The sequence below is a fragment of the Acinetobacter sp. 129952 genome, assembly GCF_056642055.1.
Genome location: NZ_JBWVSU010000002.1, coordinates 253,754 through 272,733 on the forward strand (window position 1 = coordinate 253,754; position 18,980 = coordinate 272,733).

The window sequence follows — 18,980 nt, forward strand, 5'->3', positions numbered from 1 at the left end:
CCCTGACCCTAGCTGCGTCCTATTAGCACAATATTTAGGAAACTGACTGCTGCAAAATGGCTAAATATTCAGGCCGAATCACTTCCTTTAAATCCGCATAGGAGACTTTTAATTCAGTCATTCCTGCTGCTGCCGGAGCTAACTCGCCTGCCGGATACACCATCACCAGACTTGTTGTATCAAAATAATAGTTATCACTCAATTTTAACTGCTGTTGTTGAATACCCTGCGTATTCAGCCATTGAGCATTGACTCTATACATTGCATTCAGCAGTTTCTGCTCGCCGCCATTTAATAATAGTTGGGAGAGGGCTAAACGCTTTCTCTGCTTTAGATCAAAATTGATATATTCCACATGTTTCAGAGAAGCATTTTTGTTCCTCGCCAGATTGGAACTTTTTAAGGCAAAGATTGCCAGATGGGCACGCTGACCAATAAATTCTACCTTGATAAAGCGCTGATCCAGATAATGCGGCTCATCGGCTTTTTCTGAGTGACTTTGGTGAATGCAACAGGCTCGGTATGCTGAATGCGCTCAATAAAATATTGATTAATCCAGTCAATATTGCTGTCCACCGTTTGTAGATCAAAGCTTACACAACCTTCTATTTCACATACCACTTTGGCTGCCCCTTTAATTGGAACGGTTTTGGCTTCAATTTGCACAACCCGATCTGTTTGCGCAAGCTTTGCCACTGAACTGGATTGAGGCTGACAACCCAACATACTTACAGTGAGTAATAAAACAGCGTAAATTTCAGTAGTTTTAAATAGATTAATCTTCATCCTGAGCTCTAAAATTTTTGCAATTTCGTTGACTCGACTTTTATTTATTCTAAGATGCTCTCGTGTTTAGATATAGCTGAACCTTGTAGTCTGTCCAAAACAATCCTGATGATCGGCAATAAAAAAAGCAACCTCGAAAGGTTGCTTTTTTTATCTGGTTCATATTGATGCTTATTGATCAATGATGTCCGTACCTTTTGGTGGGGTAAAGTTAAAGGTAGAGGCTGGAATACTGCTATTTACTTTTACATTGCTAAATTTGATATTGGTGGTTTGTCCCAATGAATCCTGCAAGATCATCAAGCTTGGTGCTTTGTTTGCGCCAAAGCTAATGGTCAGGCTTTCAAACACACCATCGGTATTTTTAGGATACAGCGTGTAATAGGTTTTGCCTTTATTTGGCTGAGTCACCCGGTAAGACTGCATAATCTGGCTGGTGTTTCCTGACAGCAATAACGCCGGTGTATTAGCAACCTGCTCATCTAAGCTTTGACGAACGGCTTGTTGCAAGTCAGGATCATAAATCCATACGGTTTTACCCGTGGTTGCAATGACTTGCTTCGACGGTGCGGTCGTTTCCCAATAGAATTTACCCGGACGCTCAACTTTCATCACCCCTTTAAAGGTTTGATTCATATGTTGTGCAGTCAAACCTTTTTTCTGGGTCGCTCTTGGATTGGTTACCTTGGTGCTTTGTTCGAAATTTGCCGTCATGCTACGCACATGATTGAGCTGCTTGACCAGACTGGCTGTTGCCTGTTGCTCCGAAGCTGCCACAGGTGCAGCAAACACGGTTGTACTCATCACCGGTGCTAAAGTCACTGCACCCAGAGCCATAGCACAGACGGTTTTACGAAGCATATTCATAATTTCACCCTTATATTTTGCGTGATCGCAATTTATTTGATAGCTCATCTTAAACGAAAATTAAAAGCTAAAATGATAGAAAATAAGAACTTTTGTATTGTTATTAATTCGAAATCGGTTTTTTTGTTCATCATTATGAAGATTTCAGGACAATTTTTACATTATGGAATGTCGCTTAATCTGCCTATTAATTTTCAGGCATAAAAAAACCCACAAAAGTTGTGGGTTTTTTTCTATCTCAGCGAATTACGCATCAACAGATACGTAGCGACGGCCAAATTGACCTTTCACTTCGAATTTTACTACGCCATCAGCAGTAGCAAATAATGTATGGTCACGACCCATACCAACGTTTTGACCAGCGTGGAATTCAGTACCACGTTGACGAACGATGATGTTACCTGCAGTTACAGTTTGACCACCGTAAACTTTAACACCTAACATCTTAGGATTCGAATCACGACCGTTCTTAGTCGAACCACCGGCTTTTTTAGTTGCCATGTCTATTTACTCCTCGTAATTAGCCTGAAATAGCTGTAATTTTCAACTCAGTGAACCATTGACGGTGACCTTGTTGTTTACGGTAGTGTTTACGACGACGCATTTTGATGATGCGGATTTTGTCGTGACGACCATGGCTAACTACTTCAGCAGTTACAGTAGCACCAGCAACAACTGGAGCACCGATTTGAATGCTTTCACCGTTAACAAGCATCAATACGTCATCAAACGTAATAGTCGCGCCAGTTTCAGCTTTCAATAATTCTACTTTAAGGGTTTCACCCTCAACTACACGGTGCTGTTTACCACCGCTTTGGATTACTGCGTACATAATGTACTCCAAACAAGCCCGTGTCGTCGTGCCGATAAAGGAATATATCGAACTTAAGACGTACGCCACTGGGGGGATATCTAAGGGCGAGGATTTTAAGGGATATTCAAAAAAACAACAAGCCATTTTACTGAAATAATAATGAGCAGGATGCGCTAATTATTTAACTATTAAATAATTTCTATCAAATCAAATACTCAAGATATATTCAGCAACAAAATAATACAGCAGAAATCCGGCCAGTTTGATTAATATACTCAGCCTGACGAATAGGGCGATGCCCTGACCTTTCCTGATTTTTTATGGCTCGAAATATGGATCGAATCTACATAAGATCTATAAAAAGCTGATTTTTAGTGGAGTTTATGCATTTCTTAGGTTTCACTCATGTTATAAATTGTTAAACTACGCCCAGCGATTTACCAGACTAGAGGTTTTCTTTCACATGACCATCGACTTTAAGCAAGACATTCTCGCGCCTGTTGCTAACGACTTTGCTGCGATGGACACATTCATTAATGAAGGAATTACCTCAAAAGTTGCATTAGTGATGGCTGTCAGCAAACATGTGGTAGAAGCGGGTGGCAAACGTATGCGCCCGATTATGTGCCTTTTGGCCGCCAAGGCGTGTGGTGCTGAAAATTTAGAACCGCACCGCAAACTGGCTGCAATCATTGAGATGCTGCATACCGCAACACTGGTGCATGATGATGTGGTGGATGAGTCTGGCCTGCGCCGTGGCCGCCCGACGGCCAATGCCACCTGGAATAACCAGACTGCGGTTTTAGTCGGTGACTTTCTGATTTCACGTGCTTTTGATTTGCTGGTCGATCTGAACAACATGGTGTTGCTCAAAGATTTTTCGACCGGTACCTGTGAAATTGCTGAAGGTGAAGTGCTGCAACTACAATCCCAGCATCAACCGGAAACCACTGAAGCGACTTATTTGAATATTATTCATGGCAAAACTTCGCGCCTGTTTGAACTGGCCACCGAAGGTGCCGCCATTTTGTCGGATAAAGATGAATTCCGTCAGCCTTTAAAAACCTTTGCCGGACATTTCGGCAATGCTTTCCAGATTATTGATGACATTTTAGATTACACTTCCGATGCGGACACGCTCGGCAAAAATATTGGTGATGATCTCATGGAAGGTAAACCGACCCTGCCATTGATTGCGGCACTGAAAAACACCACCGGTGAGCAACATGAAATCATCCGTCGCAGTATTGCGACTGGCGGTACGGAACATCTGGAACAGGTCATTCAAATTGTCAATGAATCTGGTGCGCTGGATTATTGCCGTCAACGTGCTACAGAAGAAACTGAAATTGCAATTGATGCCTTACAGGCATTACCTGACTCCGAATATCGTCAGGCCCTGATTAATCTGGCCAAACTGGCCCTACACCGAATTCAGTAACTTTTAAACTCGCCTATGCATATTAATTTTCTAGATCTTTTTCAAAACATGCAACACCAGCTTGAACAACCTCGGGCGGTGCTGGATGAAAATCTTCTGATTGAACTGGTTGAAAGAATCAGACCAGAAGACAGCAGAAATACCGAAGAGATCGAAGCGAAATTCAATGCATTTATCCGGGCTTTATTACTCACCCCGAATGCGGTTGCCACGCTTCAAACCTTTACCCTGCGGATCATTAACCGCTATAAACAAACCGGTCTGTTTTCCGATACCGGTATTTTGTCTCTGGATGGGTTCTGGAACCAGCTGAATCAGCGCCTTGGCGCGCATGTCTTACCGCTGATTCCCGACCATCAGCAACTCCAGGAATTATTCCGCAAGGTTTTTTATCAGCGTACCGATAAATACTGGCTGGATTATTTTGATGAAGATGACTGGCAACGTTTATTTTCAGTCCTGAATCAGGGACATTCCAATCAGCCTGAAAAAACCCGAATTAAAGACCAACTGATCAAGGCATTGACCATTTTGTCTTACCGGATCAGTGGTATTGGTCTGCACCCTGAATTTATTAATGCCCAGCCTGAACTGATGGAATATGAATCTCCTTTTCTGGTACAGAATCGTGAGATTAACGAGTTTATTCAGGAATATAAAAAACGTTACAACACAGTCACCCTAGTCGATTCGATTACCCCACCGGATGCCTCACAAGCACTGGTGATGCTGGAACAATGTCATGATGTCGTGGCCAAGATTCGCCGTTCTACCAAGCGGACTGGCGTCAGTGTCAGCCTGACCTATATGCTGGCACTGCTAGAACAGTGTCTGGAACGGGTTGAGATTCTGCTGAATATGGTCATGGATGACGATGATCTGCGTTATCAATCCATTGGCCTATTTATGGCGGACATTACTGAAGCAATTTATAGCGAACGCAGTGTGCGGGCCCTGCTGGCCACCAATAGTGAACTTTTGGCTTTACAGGTCACTGAAAATGCCAGCAAGACCGGTGAGCATTATGTGAGTACCGACAAGCAAGGCTTTCTGGCCATGTATAAATCGGCTGCAGGTGCTGGTGCCATCATCGCGACAATGGCCACCTTAAAAGTTCTGATGACACGCCTCACCATGGCTCCGTTAATGCAGGCTTTTAGCTACAGCATGAACTATTCGCTAGGCTTTATGCTGATTCATGTCCTGCATTTTACCGTAGCGACCAAACAACCGGCGATGACTGCTGCCGCACTGGCGGCTACTGTACAGCAGCGTAAAGGCTCGAAAATGGCTCAAATTGCCGAGCTGGCCGCGCTGATTGTAAATATCATCCGCACCCAGTTTGTCGCCATTTTGGGCAATATTTCGATTGCAATTCCTGTAGCAGCATTGATTACCCTGCTGTGGGATTTTGCGCTGCATGAACCTTTAATGAATCATGCCAAGGCTGCCAAAACCCTGCATGACCTGAATCCTTTTACTTCGTTGGCAATTCCGCATGCAGCGATTGCCGGGGTATGTCTGTTCCTGTCCGGATTATTGGCCGGTTATTTTGACAATATGGCCGTTTATCGCAAAGTCGGTCCGCGCCTGAAAGCCCATGTGCGGTTATCGCAGCTGATGGGGCAAGAGCGTCTTTACCGTTTTGCTGACTATATCGAACGTAATTTGGGTGCATTGGCGGGTAATTTTATTTTCGGAATCATGCTCGGCAGTATGGGCACCATTGGTTTTATTCTCGGTCTGCCACTGGATATTCGCCATATCGCTTTTGCCTCTGCCAACTTTATTCAAGGCCTGATTACCATCAATGGCCCTGATATCGGCTTGATCGTAGTGTCTTTTCTGGGTGTGTTACTCATTGGCCTGACCAACTTGTTTGTCAGTTTCACTCTGACGATTATTGTAGCCTTACGCGCACGCCGGGTGCGTTTTGAACAGTGGAAACCTTTGGCAAAACTGGTCATGACGCACTTCCTGACCCGACCTAGTGATTTCTTCTGGCCACCCAAGCAAAGCATTGAAATTGACGAAAATCATACATCGACAAAAACTCAAAACTGAGATAATTACACTATATTTAGCAACAAATTCCTTACGAAAAAAATGGAATTCGCATAAAATACGCACACTTGAAAAAAAGTGTACTGACAAGTACACTTTGCTTCAGACAATTGGCCGATCTGCGAACGGTTAAAAGAACAAGGATTTTTGGCATGCATTACTTGTTACTTTTTGTCGGTATTTTATTTTTAATTTTCAGTGTGTTCATCCTGAATATTCCCGCTTTAAGCAAGCTCGACTTGCAGGCTGTGGAATGGATGAGGCTGTATCGCACCGAGTTTTGGAATCAAATTACTCAGTCCTTATCCCTAATAGGTGGCATGCCATTTGTATTATTTTTATCCACACTATGGTGTATTGCATTGCTGTGGTATAAAAAGTATACAAACGCAATTTTTATATGTATCGGAATTATCGGAGGAATTCTCCTAGCTTGGCTGTTGAAATTTGCAATTGCCCGACCCCGACCACCAGAATCCTTGCATCTGGTTGAAAGCTTCGGAAGTTCCTTTCCAAGTGCCCATAGTCTATATGCGGCCTGTCTGGCTTGTTTGGCAATTTACATCCATCGGCAACATTCCCGTTATACCCTCATCGTGATCGGTGCAGTGGTATGGATGCTGATGATGGGGATCTCAAGAGTTTATCTGGGCGTACATTTTCCTTCAGATGTCATATCCGGCTGGAGTATCAGTTTTATTTGGATTTCGTTGTGGTATATGGTCTGGATCAGATATTGCGCGGCTCACAAATAAGAAAATTTAGATATAAATCTAATTAGAGGTGGAATAATGATGTCTGCAAAGCTTTGGGCACCTGCCCTGACTGCTTGCGCATTGGCAACAAGTCTTGCACTTGTTGGTTGTAGCAAAGATCCTAAAGAGGGCCAGCAAGCTGGTGCTCAACAACAAATGCCACCGACTGAAGTCGGTGTTCTTGTTGCACAACCGCAAAGTGTAGAGCAGTCTGTAGAGCTCTCAGGTCGTACAACAGCATTTGAAATTTCAGACGTACGTCCACAAGCCAGTGGCGTGGTGCTTAAACGCTTGTTCACGGAAGGCAGCTATGTGCGTGAAGGTCAGGCCTTGTATGAAATCGATTCAAGCACCAACCGCACTACAGTGGACAATGCTCGTGCAGCGATTGCCCGTGCTGAAGCCAATCTGGGCGTATTGCGTGTGAAGGAAGGCCGTTACCGTCAACTGGTCGGTACCAATGCCATTTCCAAACAGGAATATGATGACATCGCGGCACAGGTCAAACTGGCTGAAGCTGATTTGAATGCCAATCGCGCAACTTTGCGTAATGCCGAAATCAACCTGGGCTATTCGACTGTACGCGCTCCGATTTCAGGCCAGACCAACCGTTCATCGGTGACGGCGGGTGCTTTGGTAACAGCGAATCAGCCAGAGCCATTGGTGACAATTCAGCGTCTAGATCCAATCTATGTAGATATCAACCAGTCAAGTGCCGAGCTTTTACGTTTACGTCAACAGCTTAATCAAGGCAGCTTGAACAGTTCGAACAACACCAAAGTCAAGTTAAAGCTTGAAGATGGCAGTATCTACCCGGTTGAAGGCCGTCTTGCATTCTCCGATGCCAGCGTGAACCCGGAAACAGGTACTGTGACTTTACGTGCAGTATTCCCGAACAAAAATCACCTGCTTTTGCCAGGTATGTTTGCCACTGCGCAAATCGTACAGGGTGAAGTACCGAATGCTTTCCTGATTCCGCAAGCAGCTTTGACCCGTACCCCAACAGGTCAGGCGATGGCGATGCTGGTCGGTGCTGACAATAAAGTGACGCCACGTCCAGTGACCACCGTTGGTTCCCAAGGCAGCAACTGGATTGTGACCGAAGGTCTGAATCCAGGCGATAAAGTAATTGTAGATGGTATTGCGAAAGTAAAACCTGAACAGCAAGTTGTACCAAAACCTTATCAACCTCAAGCTGCTGCGCCACAAGGTGCTGCACCGCAACAGCCTGCAACGAGCGAGAAAAAGGCAGATGATACTAAAGAGAAACCTGAACAAAAACCTGCTGCAAATGCATAAGGAGTAATGGTTCATGGCTCAATTCTTTATTCATCGCCCGATTTTCGCTTGGGTGATTGCATTGGTGATTATGCTGGCGGGTATTTTAACCATCAGCAAAATGCCGATTGCACAATATCCAACCATCGCGCCACCCACCGTGACTATTTCTGCGACTTATCCGGGTGCATCTGCTGAAACTGTTGAAAATACAGTGACCCAGATCATCGAGCAGCAAATGAACGGTATGGATGGCTTGCGCTATATCTCGTCCAACAGTGCGGGTAATGGTTCTTCGTCTATTTCCTTGAACTTTGACCAGGGTGTCGATCCTGATATCGCACAGGTCCAGGTTCAAAACAAATTACAGTCTGCGACTGCCCTGTTGCCTGAAGATGTACAACGTCAGGGTGTGCGAGTGACCAAATCGGGTGCAAGCTTCTTGCAAGTTTTGGCATTCTATTCACCTGATAGCAGCCTGACTGCAGATGACATCAAAGACTATGTTAACTCGAATATTGCTGAACCTTTAAGCCGTGTGGCCGGGGTCGGTGAAGTTCAGGTCTTTGGTGGTTCTTATGCGATGCGCATCTGGCTGGATCCAGCCAAAATGGCAAGCCTGCAAGTAACGCCAAGTGATATTGCCACTGCAATCCGTACCCAAAACGCACAGGTTGCCGTAGGTCAGTTGGGTGGTGCGCCTGCAGTTCAAGGACAAGTGTTAAATGCGACGGTAACGGCTCAAAGTCTGTTACAAACGCCGGAACAGTTCAGCAATATCTTCCTGAAAAATGCCACTTCTGGTGCGCAGGTTCGCTTAGGTGATGTTGCACGAGTTGAACTCGGTGCAGATAACTATCAGTTTGATTCTAAATTTAATGGCAAACCGGCTGGTGGTGTAGCAATCAAGCTTGCGACTGGCGCCAATGCCCTGGATACCGCACAAGCGGTTGAAGAACGCTTAAAACAGTTACGTCCGAACTATCCGCAAGGCATGGTCGACCAACTGGCGTTTGATACAACACCATTTATTGAACTGTCGATTAAGAGTGTAGTTAAAACTCTGATCGAAGCGATTATTCTAGTATTCCTGGTGATGTTCCTGTTCTTGCAGAACTGGCGTGCCACCATCATTCCAACCATGGCAGTTCCAGTCGTAGTATTGGGTACATTTGCCGTCATTAACATCTTTGGCTTCTCGATTAATACCCTGACCATGTTTGCCATGGTATTGGCGATTGGTCTTCTGGTCGATGACGCGATTGTTGTGGTCGAGAACGTCGAACGGGTCATGGTGGAAGAACATCTGGATCCGGTTGCTGCAACTGAAAAATCGATGAAACAGATTTCTGGCGCATTGATTGGTATTACCTCGGTGCTGTCGGCAGTATTCGTTCCAATGGCTTTCTTCGGTGGAACCACCGGGGTCATTTATCGCCAGTTCTCGATTACGCTGGTAACAGCGATGGTCTTGTCACTGGTGGTTGCCTTAACCTTTACTCCTGCCCTGTGTGCGACCCTGCTGAAACAGCATGATCCGAACAAGCCGGAAAGTAATGGTATTTTTGCGCGTTTCTTCCGCTGGTTTAATAGCAGTTTTGACAAGGTCTCTGTGAAATATCAGGGCGGCGTCAACCGCATGACCCACAGCAAGATTTTCTCAGGTGTGGTGTATGCCGTGGTACTGGGTATTATTGTGCTGTTGTTCCAGAAACTGCCTTCTTCGTTCCTACCGGATGAAGACCAGGGCGTGGTCATGACGCTGGTTCAGTTACCGCCAAATGCAACCTTGGAACGTACCGACAAAGTGGTCAGCACCATGACCAACTATTTCTTGGAAAACGAGAAAGAGCATGTCGAATCCGTCTTTAGTGTGGCAGGTTTCTCCTTCACGGGTGTGGGACAAAACGCAGGTCTGGCATTTATTAAACTGAAAGACTGGTCAGAGCGTCACAGTCCGGAATCTCAAATCGGTGCCATTATTCAACGTGGTATGGCGCTGAACATGATTGTCAAAGATGCGTCTTACATCATGCCACTGCAATTACCTGCAATGCCTGAACTGGGTGTGTCGGCTGGCTTTAACTTACAGCTCAAAGCTGCAAGTGGTCAAAGTCATGATCAGCTCCTGGCAGCACGTAATACGATTCTCGGTCTAGCAGCACAAGACTCGCGTCTGGCTGGTGTACGTCCGAATGGTCAGGAAGATAATCCACAGTACCGTGTCATTGTCGATCATGCACAAGCCGGTGCATTGGGCGTGAGTGTTGCTGAAATTAACAGCACCATGGGTATTGCTTGGGGCGGTTCGTATATCAATGACTTCATTGATCGCGGTCGTGTCAAGAAAGTCTATGTTCAGGGTGAAGCTGGCTCGCGTATGATGCCGGAAGATCTGGACCAATGGTATGTGCGTAATAACCGCGGTGAAATGGTGCCATTCTCGGCGTTTGCCACAGGCGAATGGACCTACGGTTCACCACGTCTTGAGCGTTATAACGGCGTATCTTCGATGAACATTCAGGGTACACCTGCTCCGGGTATCAGTTCAGGTGATGCGATGGTGGCCATGGAAGAAATCGTGGCGAAGTTACCAGAAATGGGCTTACAAGGTTTCGATTTCGAATGGACAGGTCTGTCTTTGGAAGAGCGTGAATCTGGTGCACAGGCGCCGTTCCTGTATGCCTTGTCACTGCTGATCGTCTTCCTGTGTCTGGCAGCCCTGTATGAAAGCTGGTCGATTCCGTTCTCGGTTCTAATGGTGGTGCCATTGGGTATTGTTGGTGCATTATTACTTACCTTTGGTGGAATGGTATTGCTGCAAAACCCGAACCTGTCGAATAACATTTACTTCCAGGTGGCGATTATTGCCGTGATTGGTCTTTCTGCGAAAAACGCGATCTTGATTGTCGAGTTTGCGAAAGAATTGCAGGAACAAGGTGAAGAGTTATTTGAAGCGACCTTGCATGCGGCAAAAATGCGTTTACGTCCAATTATCATGACCACATTGGCCTTTGGTTTTGGTGTATTACCGCTTGCCCTGGCTTCAGGTGCAGGTGCAGGTAGCCAGCACTCAGTCGGTTATGGTGTACTCGGCGGCGTGATCAGCTCGACCTTGTTAGGTATCTTCTTTATCCCGGTATTCTACGTGTGGATTCGAAGTGTCTTTAAATACAAACCAAAACAACAAAATCAGGAGTATAAGTCGTAATGCAAAATGTATGGTCTATTACAGGTCGTAGCATTGCGGTATCTGCCCTTGCGCTTGCTTTGACGGCTTGTCAAAGCATGCGCAGTCCAGAGCCGGTTGCGCAGGCAGATATCCCGAGCAGCTATATCAATGCGTCTGGTACTTCTGTAGCAGAACAAGGTTATAAAAACTTTTTTGCTGATCAGCGCCTGTTACAGGTGCTGGATCTGGCATTAAACAATAACCGTGATTTGCGTATTGCTGCCCTCAATATTCAACGAGCTCAGCAACAGTATCAGATTACTGAAAACAACCAGTTACCGACGATTGGTGCCAGTGGTAGCGTATTACGCCAGGACACCATGAATTCCCAGAATCGTGGTGCAGTGACGACTTATAATGTCGGACTGGGTGTAACTGCGTATGAACTGGATTTTTGGGGACGTGTCCGCAGCTTGCGTGACAATGCGCTAGATAACTTCCTAGCGACCCAAAGTGCGCGAGATGCGACGCAAATTGCCTTGATTGGTCAGGTATCTCAGGCTTGGCTTAGCTATTCGTTTGCCAATGCCAATCTGGCTTTAGCTGAACAAACGCTGAAAGCCCAGCTTGAATCTTTCAATCTGAACAAAAAACGTTTTGATGTCGGGATTGATAGCGAGCTTCCAGTACGTCAGGCACAGATCTCGGTTGAAACCGCACGTAATGATGTTGCGAATTACCGCACTCAGGTAGCACAGGCACAAAACCTGTTAAACCTGCTGGTCGGTCAGCAAGTGCCTGCGAATTTATTACCAGCACAACGCGTGACCCGCATCACCTCCAATACTGCATTGGGTTCAGGCTTGCCAAGTGATCTATTGATCAACCGTCCAGATGTTCGTGCAGCAGAATACCGCCTGTCTGCGGCAGGTGCCAATATTGCGGCAGCACGTGCACGTCTGTTCCCGACAATTAGTTTGACCGGTTCAGCAGGTTATGCCTCTACTGATTTAGGCGACCTGTTTAAATCAGGTAGTTTTGCCTGGTCATTTGGTCCGAGTCTGGATATTCCAATTTTTGATTGGGGTACCCGTCAGGCCAATATCCGTATTTCTGAAACCGATCAGCAAATTGCCTTGTCAGATTACGAAAAGTCGATTCAGACTGCTTTCCGTGAAGTGAATGATGCCTTGGCAGTACGTCAGAATATTGGTGACCGTCTTGCAGCTCAGCGCCGTCTGGTCGAAGCAACCAACACCACCTATCGCTTGTCACAGGCACGTTTCCGCGCCGGAATTGACAGCTATCTGACGGTACTGGATGCACAGCGTGCGTCTTATGCAGCAGAACAAGGTTTGTTATTGCTTGAACAGGCCAATCTGAACAATCAGGTTGAAGTCTACAAAACCCTGGGGGGCGGCTTGAAAGTCAATACGACGGATATCTTGCCGAATACACCGTCTGTATCTGAACAGCGCCGTGCGGCAGAACAACCAGCGCAATAAATTCCAGACAGATCAGGAAAAGCTCACTTCGGTGGGCTTTTTTTATTGCATTTTCGAGGCAGTTTTCCTATTGTCATAGACCAGCGATTTATTTAGAAAACATGCACATGTTACTTAGCAATCTGGAATCTGTACCGGGACATACCATTCGCCAGCAAATTGATGTGGTGTATGGCAGTACCGTACGCAGCAAACATGTCGGACGTGACTTACTGGCCGGCCTGAAAAATATTGTCGGTGGTGAGCTTACCGCCTATACCGAACTGCTGGAAGAATCCCGTCAGGAAGCCATGAACCGTATGATTGAAAAAGCCCGTAGTATGGGTGCCAATGCGATTGTCGGCATTCGTTTCTCGACCTCTAATATTGCCCAAGGTGCTTCTGAACTCTTTGTTTATGGGACAGCCGTAGTCGTTGATCCGATCATGCCGAAATTACCCGACCCTTTTCCGCAGGCAGATTAAAACATGGATGGTTTAATTCTCCAGATCATCATTTTTGCCATTCTGTTTAGTGTTGGTTTCGGTTTTGGACGTTATAACGAAGGTAAACATTTTCGTTATCTGGATGAACAGGAACAGCGTCTGGCCTATATCCGGGTGAACAATAGCCGCTTCGCTGTGTCTGAATATTCCGGACAGATGATCAGCAGCAATGTGGTCATTTCCCATGATTATTTTAAATATGCGATTGCCAATGTACAGAATATGCTTGGTGGCCGTCTGACCAGCTATGAAAGTGTAGTAGAACGTGCACGACGTGAAGCGATTGTACGTTTAAAACTCGAAGCCGAAAAAATCGGGGCGACTCAGATTATGGGTATTCGGCTCAGCACCACTGAACTCGGTATGCAAGGTGGCATGGTGGAAGTCTTTGCTTATGGCACTGCAATCCAACAACCTGCTCAATCGATCTAAACCTCGGTTCAGAAAAAAATTTATTGAGATGATCACGCCTGCTGCGCGATCCGCGCAGTCAAATTGCTCAACTCGAATCAGTTCGACACCTTTAGGATGAAATGTCGTAGAGGAAATAACTAAGGCTGCTACTCAGGCCGTTGCAATCTTCTTTATTGCAAACGGTTCTGTGTTAGGATCTTGAGAAGTCAGCAAAACAAATATAAATGGCATGATGCAGCTTCTTCAATCTATAAAAACGGCACTACAATCCCGTCTGTATTTCTTTATTATTTTCCCAGCCATCATTGGATTTTATCTGGTTTTACAGACAGTCACCCCTTTGAGCTGGTCAAGCTGCCTGTTGATCAGCTGGAATATCGCGATTTACGCTTATTTATTATTGACCATAAAAAAACTCTGGCGTATTGATCATGCTCATATTCTGCAACGCGCCATGCAACAAGATGCCAGCAAATGGATCATTCTGTTTCTAGTGATCATCACCCTGATCATGTGTTTTATTGCGATTATTATTGAAATTAATCATTTACCCCAAGACACCACTATTCGAACCGGTTATTTAATCTTGTCAGTTCTGACCCTTATTTCAGCCTGGTTCTTGATGCATACGATTTTTGCAATTCATTATGCACATGACTTTTATTTGGCGCTCGACAAACAGCAACAAGGTGGACTGGATTTTCCCAATACCACCAGACCGACTTATCCAGACTTTTTATATTTTAGTTATATCATCGGGACTTCTGCGCAAACTGCAGATGTATCCATTACTTGCCAATCCATGCGGGTTTTAAATACCCTACATTTGCTTTTGGCTTACGGATTCAATACCACCATTCTGGCCATCAGCATTAATGTAACGGCAAACTTTATCAGCACTTAAAAAGTTTTTTGGATAGTGGCAGTACCCTGAAAATAGCGATCTACCGCCCAATCAGCTACCACTACCCTGCGTCTAACCTGACCAGTTTTTAAATTAGGTCAATCACAGTATTTGATTGCTTCAAGCGGTGAGACCTTTACGCAATTCATCTTCGACGATGCTGAGTTCAATTTCACTAAATTTACGAATCTCACCTTCAGCATGCTTTTCTAGCATGCCACCCAGCAAAGGCACTTTGACTTTGACTGTCCAGTTTAACTGGAACTGGATCTGGTCTTCATCTCCAGTGACTGCACGCTGACAGATGGCCTCGATCGGCAAGTTCGCACCGAGTTGTACCGTCGAAGTCATTTCATTCAGATCACTGACATCGGTACGCTGCAAACGGAATGCATCTTTGAGTAATTTTTTTGCGATATCCGGAATATTAACATCCAGATTATAAGCGCGTTTCAGGGTATACATATGCCCCTGCTTTTCCGAAACCAGGATTTCCAAGTTTTGCGCAGGAATTCGATGGCAAACTGCCTCATGCAAACGAATATCATTGGCCAAACGCTTAAATTCATCAATAGACACGCCATTGATAATTGCTTTCACGGTGAACTGATGTGCCATGCTATTTTTTCCTTATTTTTATTACGATATTCGCCTATGCCACTCTCGGCTGATGCGAATAAAAATCAGATACAGAGATGACTCTGCAATTTATATCAACTTTATAGCGGATGTCATTATTCTTTTATCGGGAAATACCGGCAATCCGGTCAATGTTTGCAACATAGTTTTACTGAAAGCTGTGACTGTTCACAGCTGATCTGTAGCTGCGCTTCGCCATAATAGATCACGGCATGAAACTCATCAGCACCATCATCTAGACCGGAAATATAGTATTCTGTACCAACCGGAAAATCCTGCAACCAGTCAACCTTATAAAAATCCGAGACCGAATCAAACTGCAAATACTGTTCAGGCTCAGCTTGGATCTTCATCGCCAGAGCAATAAACTTCTGTAATTGTGCTTGATGAAAATCAATGATCATAGTATTTCTGCCTTTTTAGTCCGGATCATTGCTCGCCAGACTTCGTACATTTTAAATGACTATTTCGAGGATACGACTCGCGAGTTTTGAGGTTTTTCTAGCGCAAGATTATGGCTTAAAGGAGATAAATTATATGGGCTATTTCCGCCAAGGGGCAGAAAAAATCTGAGCTAAGGCATGAGATACCTTTTCTGAATTACAATGGCTTAAGTACATAGCCTGAGATCTTCAATCGTACAGAATGACTGAAAGTTGTGTTCTAAGCACAGTCAGAATGCAAAAGTTCCCTGCGGATTTCCTGCCGGTGCTCTTCTCCAAAACGGTCGACATGTGCATAGAATACGCCATAGCGACCGACATAATATTCCAGTGACTGATCATAAAAATTCCAGAAAATAGACCATTCGCCTAAGTCCATCTGACGAATCTGGGTGCCACTGTGCATCGGCATTTTTTGTAATAGTTCTTGCTGTAACTGTTCGGCCTGTGCCCGATTCTCAATATGCACCTGCCGTTGAAAGAATAGCTGTGCCACATCGTCAAACAGTTCCAGTTCATAAGCATCCACCAGATGTACTTGCTGCTCTTGCTCGATGACCTCTTGCTCTGTCATGCTGGAAATCTGTGCCGGTTTTTCTGGACGCTGACGCGCCAGATGGCGCTGAGCTTTATAGATCTTTCTGCCGACGATCCAGGCAGCATTCAACATGAATAAAACACATAACAGGAGCAGTAATTTCAGCATGGTGGATGATCTCATGTGACTAATTTTATTTTTATGGTTATAGGATCAAGATTCATTTGAATAGTCCCTTTTGACCCAGCATACGTCTATTTTTTATACAGTGCAAACTTGAGGCTTATTTTTACTATTTATCTTCTCTGCTTGCTCATTTTACCCAGATTCGAACTTCGATTTATTTAAAAATTGATTTACTTTGATTTTTTATTTTTAACTCCCTAATGAGATTCAAGAACTTGAGATAAACAAACAGGACAAATCAGTAACAGAACAGATCTTCACATGGATAAATCACGGAAAATATTCTCAAAAAACTACAATATTGTTCTGTTTTTTACCCTCTTCTTTTTTATCAAATAAACCTTCCCTATAAATGTTCGAGAAAATGAATAATATTATGATTCGTGAAGGGAGGGTCGAAGATATACCTCAAATTATTCAGGTCATTCATGACAGCATTCAGTCCTGTGTACTGGATCATCAGCGTGAAGAAAGCAAAATTCAAACCTGGCTAGAAAAGTTTGATCATGCCAGCCTGATTGTCGATATGCTGTATAACGATTGCTGGGTTTATCTCATATATGACAAGGTCGTCGGATTCTTATTGGTCAGTGATGCTGGAGAAATCCGGATGCATTATGTGGCCCAACACTGCCAAAGACTGGGGTTCGGCACCGAGTTATTTCAACAAATGCATCGCACTTTATTAAAGAAAAAAATTCATCAGATTGAAATACAATCTACCCAAACTGCCTTAAGTTATTATCAGCACTGCGGCTTTCATCCACATTCTGCCGAGTCAGAAGATGAATCGCGCTATCTGTATAAATATGTTTTTTAATCGACCTCTTTTTCAATTTTTAACTGATCACGTCCTGCCTGTTTAGCGGCGTAGAGCTGCACATCTGCCGCTTTCATCAATTCATGAATATCTGCATAGCCATGGTTTTGTTCAACCCAGGCCGCGCCCATACTAACCGTAACATAATCTTTTGCATCTGGCCGATTCAGATGTTGCATACGCTGTTCCCGAATCTGGTTTAACACATTTTTCAGATTTTTCAGGGCAGTTTGCACCGGCATTCTAGTGAGCAGAATCGCAAACTCTTCACCACCATAACGTGCCAGATAGCCAGATGGTGGCAAAGCAGCTTGAATAATCCTAACCAGATTTTTCAGGATTTCATCCCCTTTTAAGTGGCCATAATAGTCATTATAGTTTTTAAAAAAATCGACATCGAGCATGGCAAAAATCAAGGTATGTTGCGGCTGTTGTTGGGTTTGTAAAAACTGCTGCTGGATTTCATGATTTAAGGCACGCCGGTTAAAAGCCCCGGTCAATGCATCAATATTCATCTGCTGTTCCAGTTTGGCATTCACTTCACGCAGCTGCTGAGTGCGTTCTTTGACTTTTTGATCAAGCGAATTATTGAGCGCGATCAGGTTCAGGTTTAGCTGTTCAGTCTCATAAGTTTGATGTGCATAATGTCTGGACTGCTGAAACATAATTAGTAAGGCATAGATACTGGTTGAGATAAAGAACAGATGCGTGGTTTTAATTACATTGATCAGCAACAGATAATCATTCAAAAAGGTGACACAAAGGAAAATAATCGCAATCAGATTTAAACGCGAATAATGCTCTTTATAACGTAAGGTCTGATAAAAGCCGTAAATAAAATTACCGATGATGACCAAGGCAAAAATTGCACTAAATAGGGCCAGACGTTCGAATATCTCAGGAGGTGAAAATAGGGTAAAAATAATGTTAAAGACAAGTAATGCCACCGCGATATAATAAATCACCGGATTTAAATAGCGCCGGTTAAACAGATGCATATAACTGAGAAAAAAGAAGGCAGCAATAAAAGTAAACAGATACTCTAAGCGGGTTCCCCACAGCCAGTTGATATTGGTAAATACCGAATAGGCATAAGGTGCAGAAAACAGGTTATGCAGGGCCAAAAAGACAATAAACCAGCCAAAAACAAAGATACTTTTACTGTTACGTTCTCGTGATCCCCTGAATACCGAAAATAGAATGGTAAACACCCCCACCCCAAGTACCGCCCCACACACCATGGCGATAATCATCATGAGCTGCTGGAATTGGCGATTGATGGTAGCTGCAACGCCGATCTGCATTGGTCGTTCGAGACCGCCATGCAAGTGGGTATAATTGGAAGCCTGAATGCTTAAAGTAATATATTCAGTGTCTGGAACAAAATAGCCAATACGCGGTGCTTTTTCAGTCACTTGTTTTTCAGGTGTGGTACTGATTTCTCCGAGCCGGACAATAAACTGTCCATTGACATATACCCGATAGGCACCGTATTGGGTCGGAATCCGAATCGCGATGCGTCGCCCGAGAAATTCTTTCGGAATTTTAAAATAACCAATAAAGGTACCGTAGCCAGAGTTTGAACCCGCTAGAGTTTTAAAAGAGGCTGGCAATTCAACTGTTTTTGACTGGAGTACGGGGCTGGGCTGAACAATAAACTGACTCGGATAAAACAGCCATTTTCCCTGCAAAGGACTCGTGCTATGTTCGGTAAAATGAACTTCAGTAATATGGTCGTGAGATTGCTGCTGAAATGACGGCGAAGGGAGTTCATCCTGAGCGATTGCTGAACTTATGATGCAAGTCATCCAGCTCAAGGCACAGACAAATACGAAGAAACAGACATTCCTTATCGAGTTATGCAAATAC

17 protein-coding genes and 1 pseudogene are annotated in these 18,980 nt (G+C 44.5%); 10 read left to right on the plus strand and 8 right to left on the minus strand.

From position 1 onward, the window contains the following. Positions 1 to 34: 34 nt before the first annotated feature. The 4 genes and pseudogenes from AC1IR0_RS03660 to rplU form a co-directional block, all read right to left on the minus strand. Positions 35 to 786, minus strand: a pseudogene (locus AC1IR0_RS03660) (RsiV family protein). Between the two features lie 171 nt (positions 787 to 957). Continuing rightward, the gene (gene lolA, locus AC1IR0_RS03665) at positions 958 to 1,653 is read right to left on the minus strand and encodes an outer membrane lipoprotein periplasmic chaperone LolA (protein ID WP_005106298.1); all 696 of its coding nucleotides are present in this window, start codon (positions 1,651 to 1,653) and stop codon (positions 958 to 960) included. 246 nt (positions 1,654 to 1,899) lie between these two features. Beyond that, on the minus strand, positions 1,900 to 2,154 hold the full coding sequence (rpmA, locus tag AC1IR0_RS03670; RefSeq protein ID WP_004280639.1) for a 50S ribosomal protein L27: 255 nt from the start codon (positions 2,152 to 2,154) through the stop codon (positions 1,900 to 1,902). Between the two features lie 19 nt (positions 2,155 to 2,173). Further along, a complete protein-coding gene (rplU, locus tag AC1IR0_RS03675) occupies positions 2,174 to 2,485 on the minus strand; it encodes a 50S ribosomal protein L21 (protein ID WP_004280640.1) in 312 nt (103 codons plus the stop codon). Positions 2,486 to 2,930: 445 nt separating this feature from the next. On the opposite strand from rplU, the gene sdsA reads away from it, so the two are divergent. From sdsA to AC1IR0_RS03720, 9 genes are all read left to right on the plus strand, one after another. Further along, entirely contained in the window at positions 2,931 to 3,908 is a 978-nt protein-coding gene (sdsA, locus tag AC1IR0_RS03680) for an All-trans-nonaprenyl-diphosphate synthase (RefSeq protein WP_004280641.1), read from the plus strand. 15 nt (positions 3,909 to 3,923) lie between these two features. Beyond that, the gene (locus tag AC1IR0_RS03685) at positions 3,924 to 5,972 is read left to right on the plus strand and encodes a site-specific recombinase (RefSeq protein WP_017398024.1); all 2,049 of its coding nucleotides are present in this window, start codon (positions 3,924 to 3,926) and stop codon (positions 5,970 to 5,972) included. Positions 5,973 to 6,124: 152 nt separating this feature from the next. After that, a complete protein-coding gene (locus AC1IR0_RS03690; protein ID WP_005247784.1) occupies positions 6,125 to 6,727 on the plus strand; it encodes a phosphatase PAP2 family protein in 603 nt (200 codons plus the stop codon). 36 nt (positions 6,728 to 6,763) lie between these two features. Next, positions 6,764 to 8,026 (plus strand): efflux RND transporter periplasmic adaptor subunit, encoded by a 1,263-nt coding sequence (locus AC1IR0_RS03695; RefSeq protein WP_071850753.1) that lies wholly within the window; start codon positions 6,764 to 6,766, stop codon positions 8,024 to 8,026. A gap of 13 nt (positions 8,027 to 8,039) precedes the next feature. Further along, entirely contained in the window at positions 8,040 to 11,216 is a 3,177-nt protein-coding gene (locus tag AC1IR0_RS03700; RefSeq protein WP_409666474.1) for an efflux RND transporter permease subunit, read from the plus strand. After that, positions 11,216 to 12,682, plus strand: coding sequence for a multidrug efflux RND transporter AdeIJK outer membrane channel subunit AdeK (gene adeK, locus AC1IR0_RS03705; RefSeq protein WP_409666472.1), 1,467 nt, complete (start codon positions 11,216 to 11,218; stop codon positions 12,680 to 12,682). The genes AC1IR0_RS03700 and adeK overlap by 1 nt, the downstream gene beginning before the upstream one ends. 107 nt (positions 12,683 to 12,789) lie before the next feature. Next, positions 12,790 to 13,146 carry a YbjQ family protein gene (locus AC1IR0_RS03710; RefSeq protein ID WP_005104015.1) on the plus strand — a complete coding sequence of 119 codons (357 nt, stop codon included), beginning with the start codon at positions 12,790 to 12,792 and terminating at the stop codon, positions 13,144 to 13,146. A gap of 3 nt (positions 13,147 to 13,149) precedes the next feature. Next, positions 13,150 to 13,599, plus strand: a complete 450-nt coding sequence (locus AC1IR0_RS03715; RefSeq protein ID WP_114541659.1) for a YbjQ family protein — start codon at positions 13,150 to 13,152, stop codon at positions 13,597 to 13,599. Positions 13,600 to 13,810: 211 nt separating this feature from the next. Further along, positions 13,811 to 14,485 (plus strand): DUF1345 domain-containing protein, encoded by a 675-nt coding sequence (locus AC1IR0_RS03720; RefSeq protein ID WP_479741180.1) that lies wholly within the window; start codon positions 13,811 to 13,813, stop codon positions 14,483 to 14,485. 120 nt (positions 14,486 to 14,605) lie between these two features. Here the strand turns inward: AC1IR0_RS03720 and AC1IR0_RS03725 are convergent, their stop codons facing one another. The 3 genes from AC1IR0_RS03725 to AC1IR0_RS03735 form a co-directional block, all read right to left on the minus strand. Continuing rightward, entirely contained in the window at positions 14,606 to 15,103 is a 498-nt protein-coding gene (locus AC1IR0_RS03725) for a DUF2505 family protein (RefSeq protein WP_004280652.1), read from the minus strand. A gap of 149 nt (positions 15,104 to 15,252) precedes the next feature. Further along, entirely contained in the window at positions 15,253 to 15,528 is a 276-nt protein-coding gene (locus AC1IR0_RS03730) for a hypothetical protein (protein ID WP_184412387.1), read from the minus strand. Positions 15,529 to 15,787: 259 nt separating this feature from the next. Further along, a complete protein-coding gene (locus tag AC1IR0_RS03735) occupies positions 15,788 to 16,273 on the minus strand; it encodes a hypothetical protein (RefSeq protein ID WP_044108560.1) in 486 nt (161 codons plus the stop codon). A gap of 370 nt (positions 16,274 to 16,643) precedes the next feature. Between AC1IR0_RS03735 and AC1IR0_RS03740 the strand changes: the two genes are divergently transcribed. Then, positions 16,644 to 17,111, plus strand: a complete 468-nt coding sequence (locus tag AC1IR0_RS03740; protein WP_004280657.1) for a GNAT family N-acetyltransferase — start codon at positions 16,644 to 16,646, stop codon at positions 17,109 to 17,111. Here the strand turns inward: AC1IR0_RS03740 and AC1IR0_RS03745 are convergent. After that, positions 17,108 to 18,919, minus strand: coding sequence for a sensor domain-containing diguanylate cyclase (locus AC1IR0_RS03745; protein ID WP_409666466.1), 1,812 nt, complete (start codon positions 18,917 to 18,919; stop codon positions 17,108 to 17,110). The two genes, AC1IR0_RS03740 and AC1IR0_RS03745, sit on opposite strands and share 4 nt — an antisense overlap. Between the last annotated feature and the right edge of the window lie 61 nt (positions 18,920 to 18,980).

Bases quoted from the DNA above. Each gene is read 5' to 3' on its own strand.
- lolA (WP_005106298.1), bottom strand. From the start codon at position 1,653: ATGAATATGCTTCGTAAAACCGTCTGTGCTATGGCTCTGGGTGCAGTG.
- rpmA (WP_004280639.1), bottom strand. From the start codon at position 2,154: ATGGCAACTAAAAAAGCCGGTGGTTCGACTAAGAACGGTCGTGATTCG.
- rplU (WP_004280640.1), bottom strand. From the start codon at position 2,485: ATGTACGCAGTAATCCAAAGCGGTGGTAAACAGCACCGTGTAGTTGAG.
- sdsA (WP_004280641.1), top strand. From the start codon at position 2,931: ATGACCATCGACTTTAAGCAAGACATTCTCGCGCCTGTTGCTAACGAC.
- AC1IR0_RS03685 (WP_017398024.1), top strand. From the start codon at position 3,924: ATGCATATTAATTTTCTAGATCTTTTTCAAAACATGCAACACCAGCTT.
- AC1IR0_RS03690 (WP_005247784.1), top strand. From the start codon at position 6,125: ATGCATTACTTGTTACTTTTTGTCGGTATTTTATTTTTAATTTTCAGT.
- AC1IR0_RS03695 (WP_071850753.1), top strand. From the start codon at position 6,764: ATGATGTCTGCAAAGCTTTGGGCACCTGCCCTGACTGCTTGCGCATTG.
- AC1IR0_RS03700 (WP_409666474.1), top strand. From the start codon at position 8,040: ATGGCTCAATTCTTTATTCATCGCCCGATTTTCGCTTGGGTGATTGCA.
- adeK (WP_409666472.1), top strand. From the start codon at position 11,216: ATGCAAAATGTATGGTCTATTACAGGTCGTAGCATTGCGGTATCTGCC.
- AC1IR0_RS03710 (WP_005104015.1), top strand. From the start codon at position 12,790: ATGTTACTTAGCAATCTGGAATCTGTACCGGGACATACCATTCGCCAG.
- AC1IR0_RS03715 (WP_114541659.1), top strand. From the start codon at position 13,150: ATGGATGGTTTAATTCTCCAGATCATCATTTTTGCCATTCTGTTTAGT.
- AC1IR0_RS03720 (WP_479741180.1), top strand. From the start codon at position 13,811: ATGATGCAGCTTCTTCAATCTATAAAAACGGCACTACAATCCCGTCTG.
- AC1IR0_RS03725 (WP_004280652.1), bottom strand. From the start codon at position 15,103: ATGGCACATCAGTTCACCGTGAAAGCAATTATCAATGGCGTGTCTATT.
- AC1IR0_RS03730 (WP_184412387.1), bottom strand. From the start codon at position 15,528: ATGATCATTGATTTTCATCAAGCACAATTACAGAAGTTTATTGCTCTG.
- AC1IR0_RS03735 (WP_044108560.1), bottom strand. From the start codon at position 16,273: ATGCTGAAATTACTGCTCCTGTTATGTGTTTTATTCATGTTGAATGCT.
- AC1IR0_RS03740 (WP_004280657.1), top strand. From the start codon at position 16,644: ATGTTCGAGAAAATGAATAATATTATGATTCGTGAAGGGAGGGTCGAA.
- AC1IR0_RS03745 (WP_409666466.1), bottom strand. From the start codon at position 18,919: ATGACTTGCATCATAAGTTCAGCAATCGCTCAGGATGAACTCCCTTCG.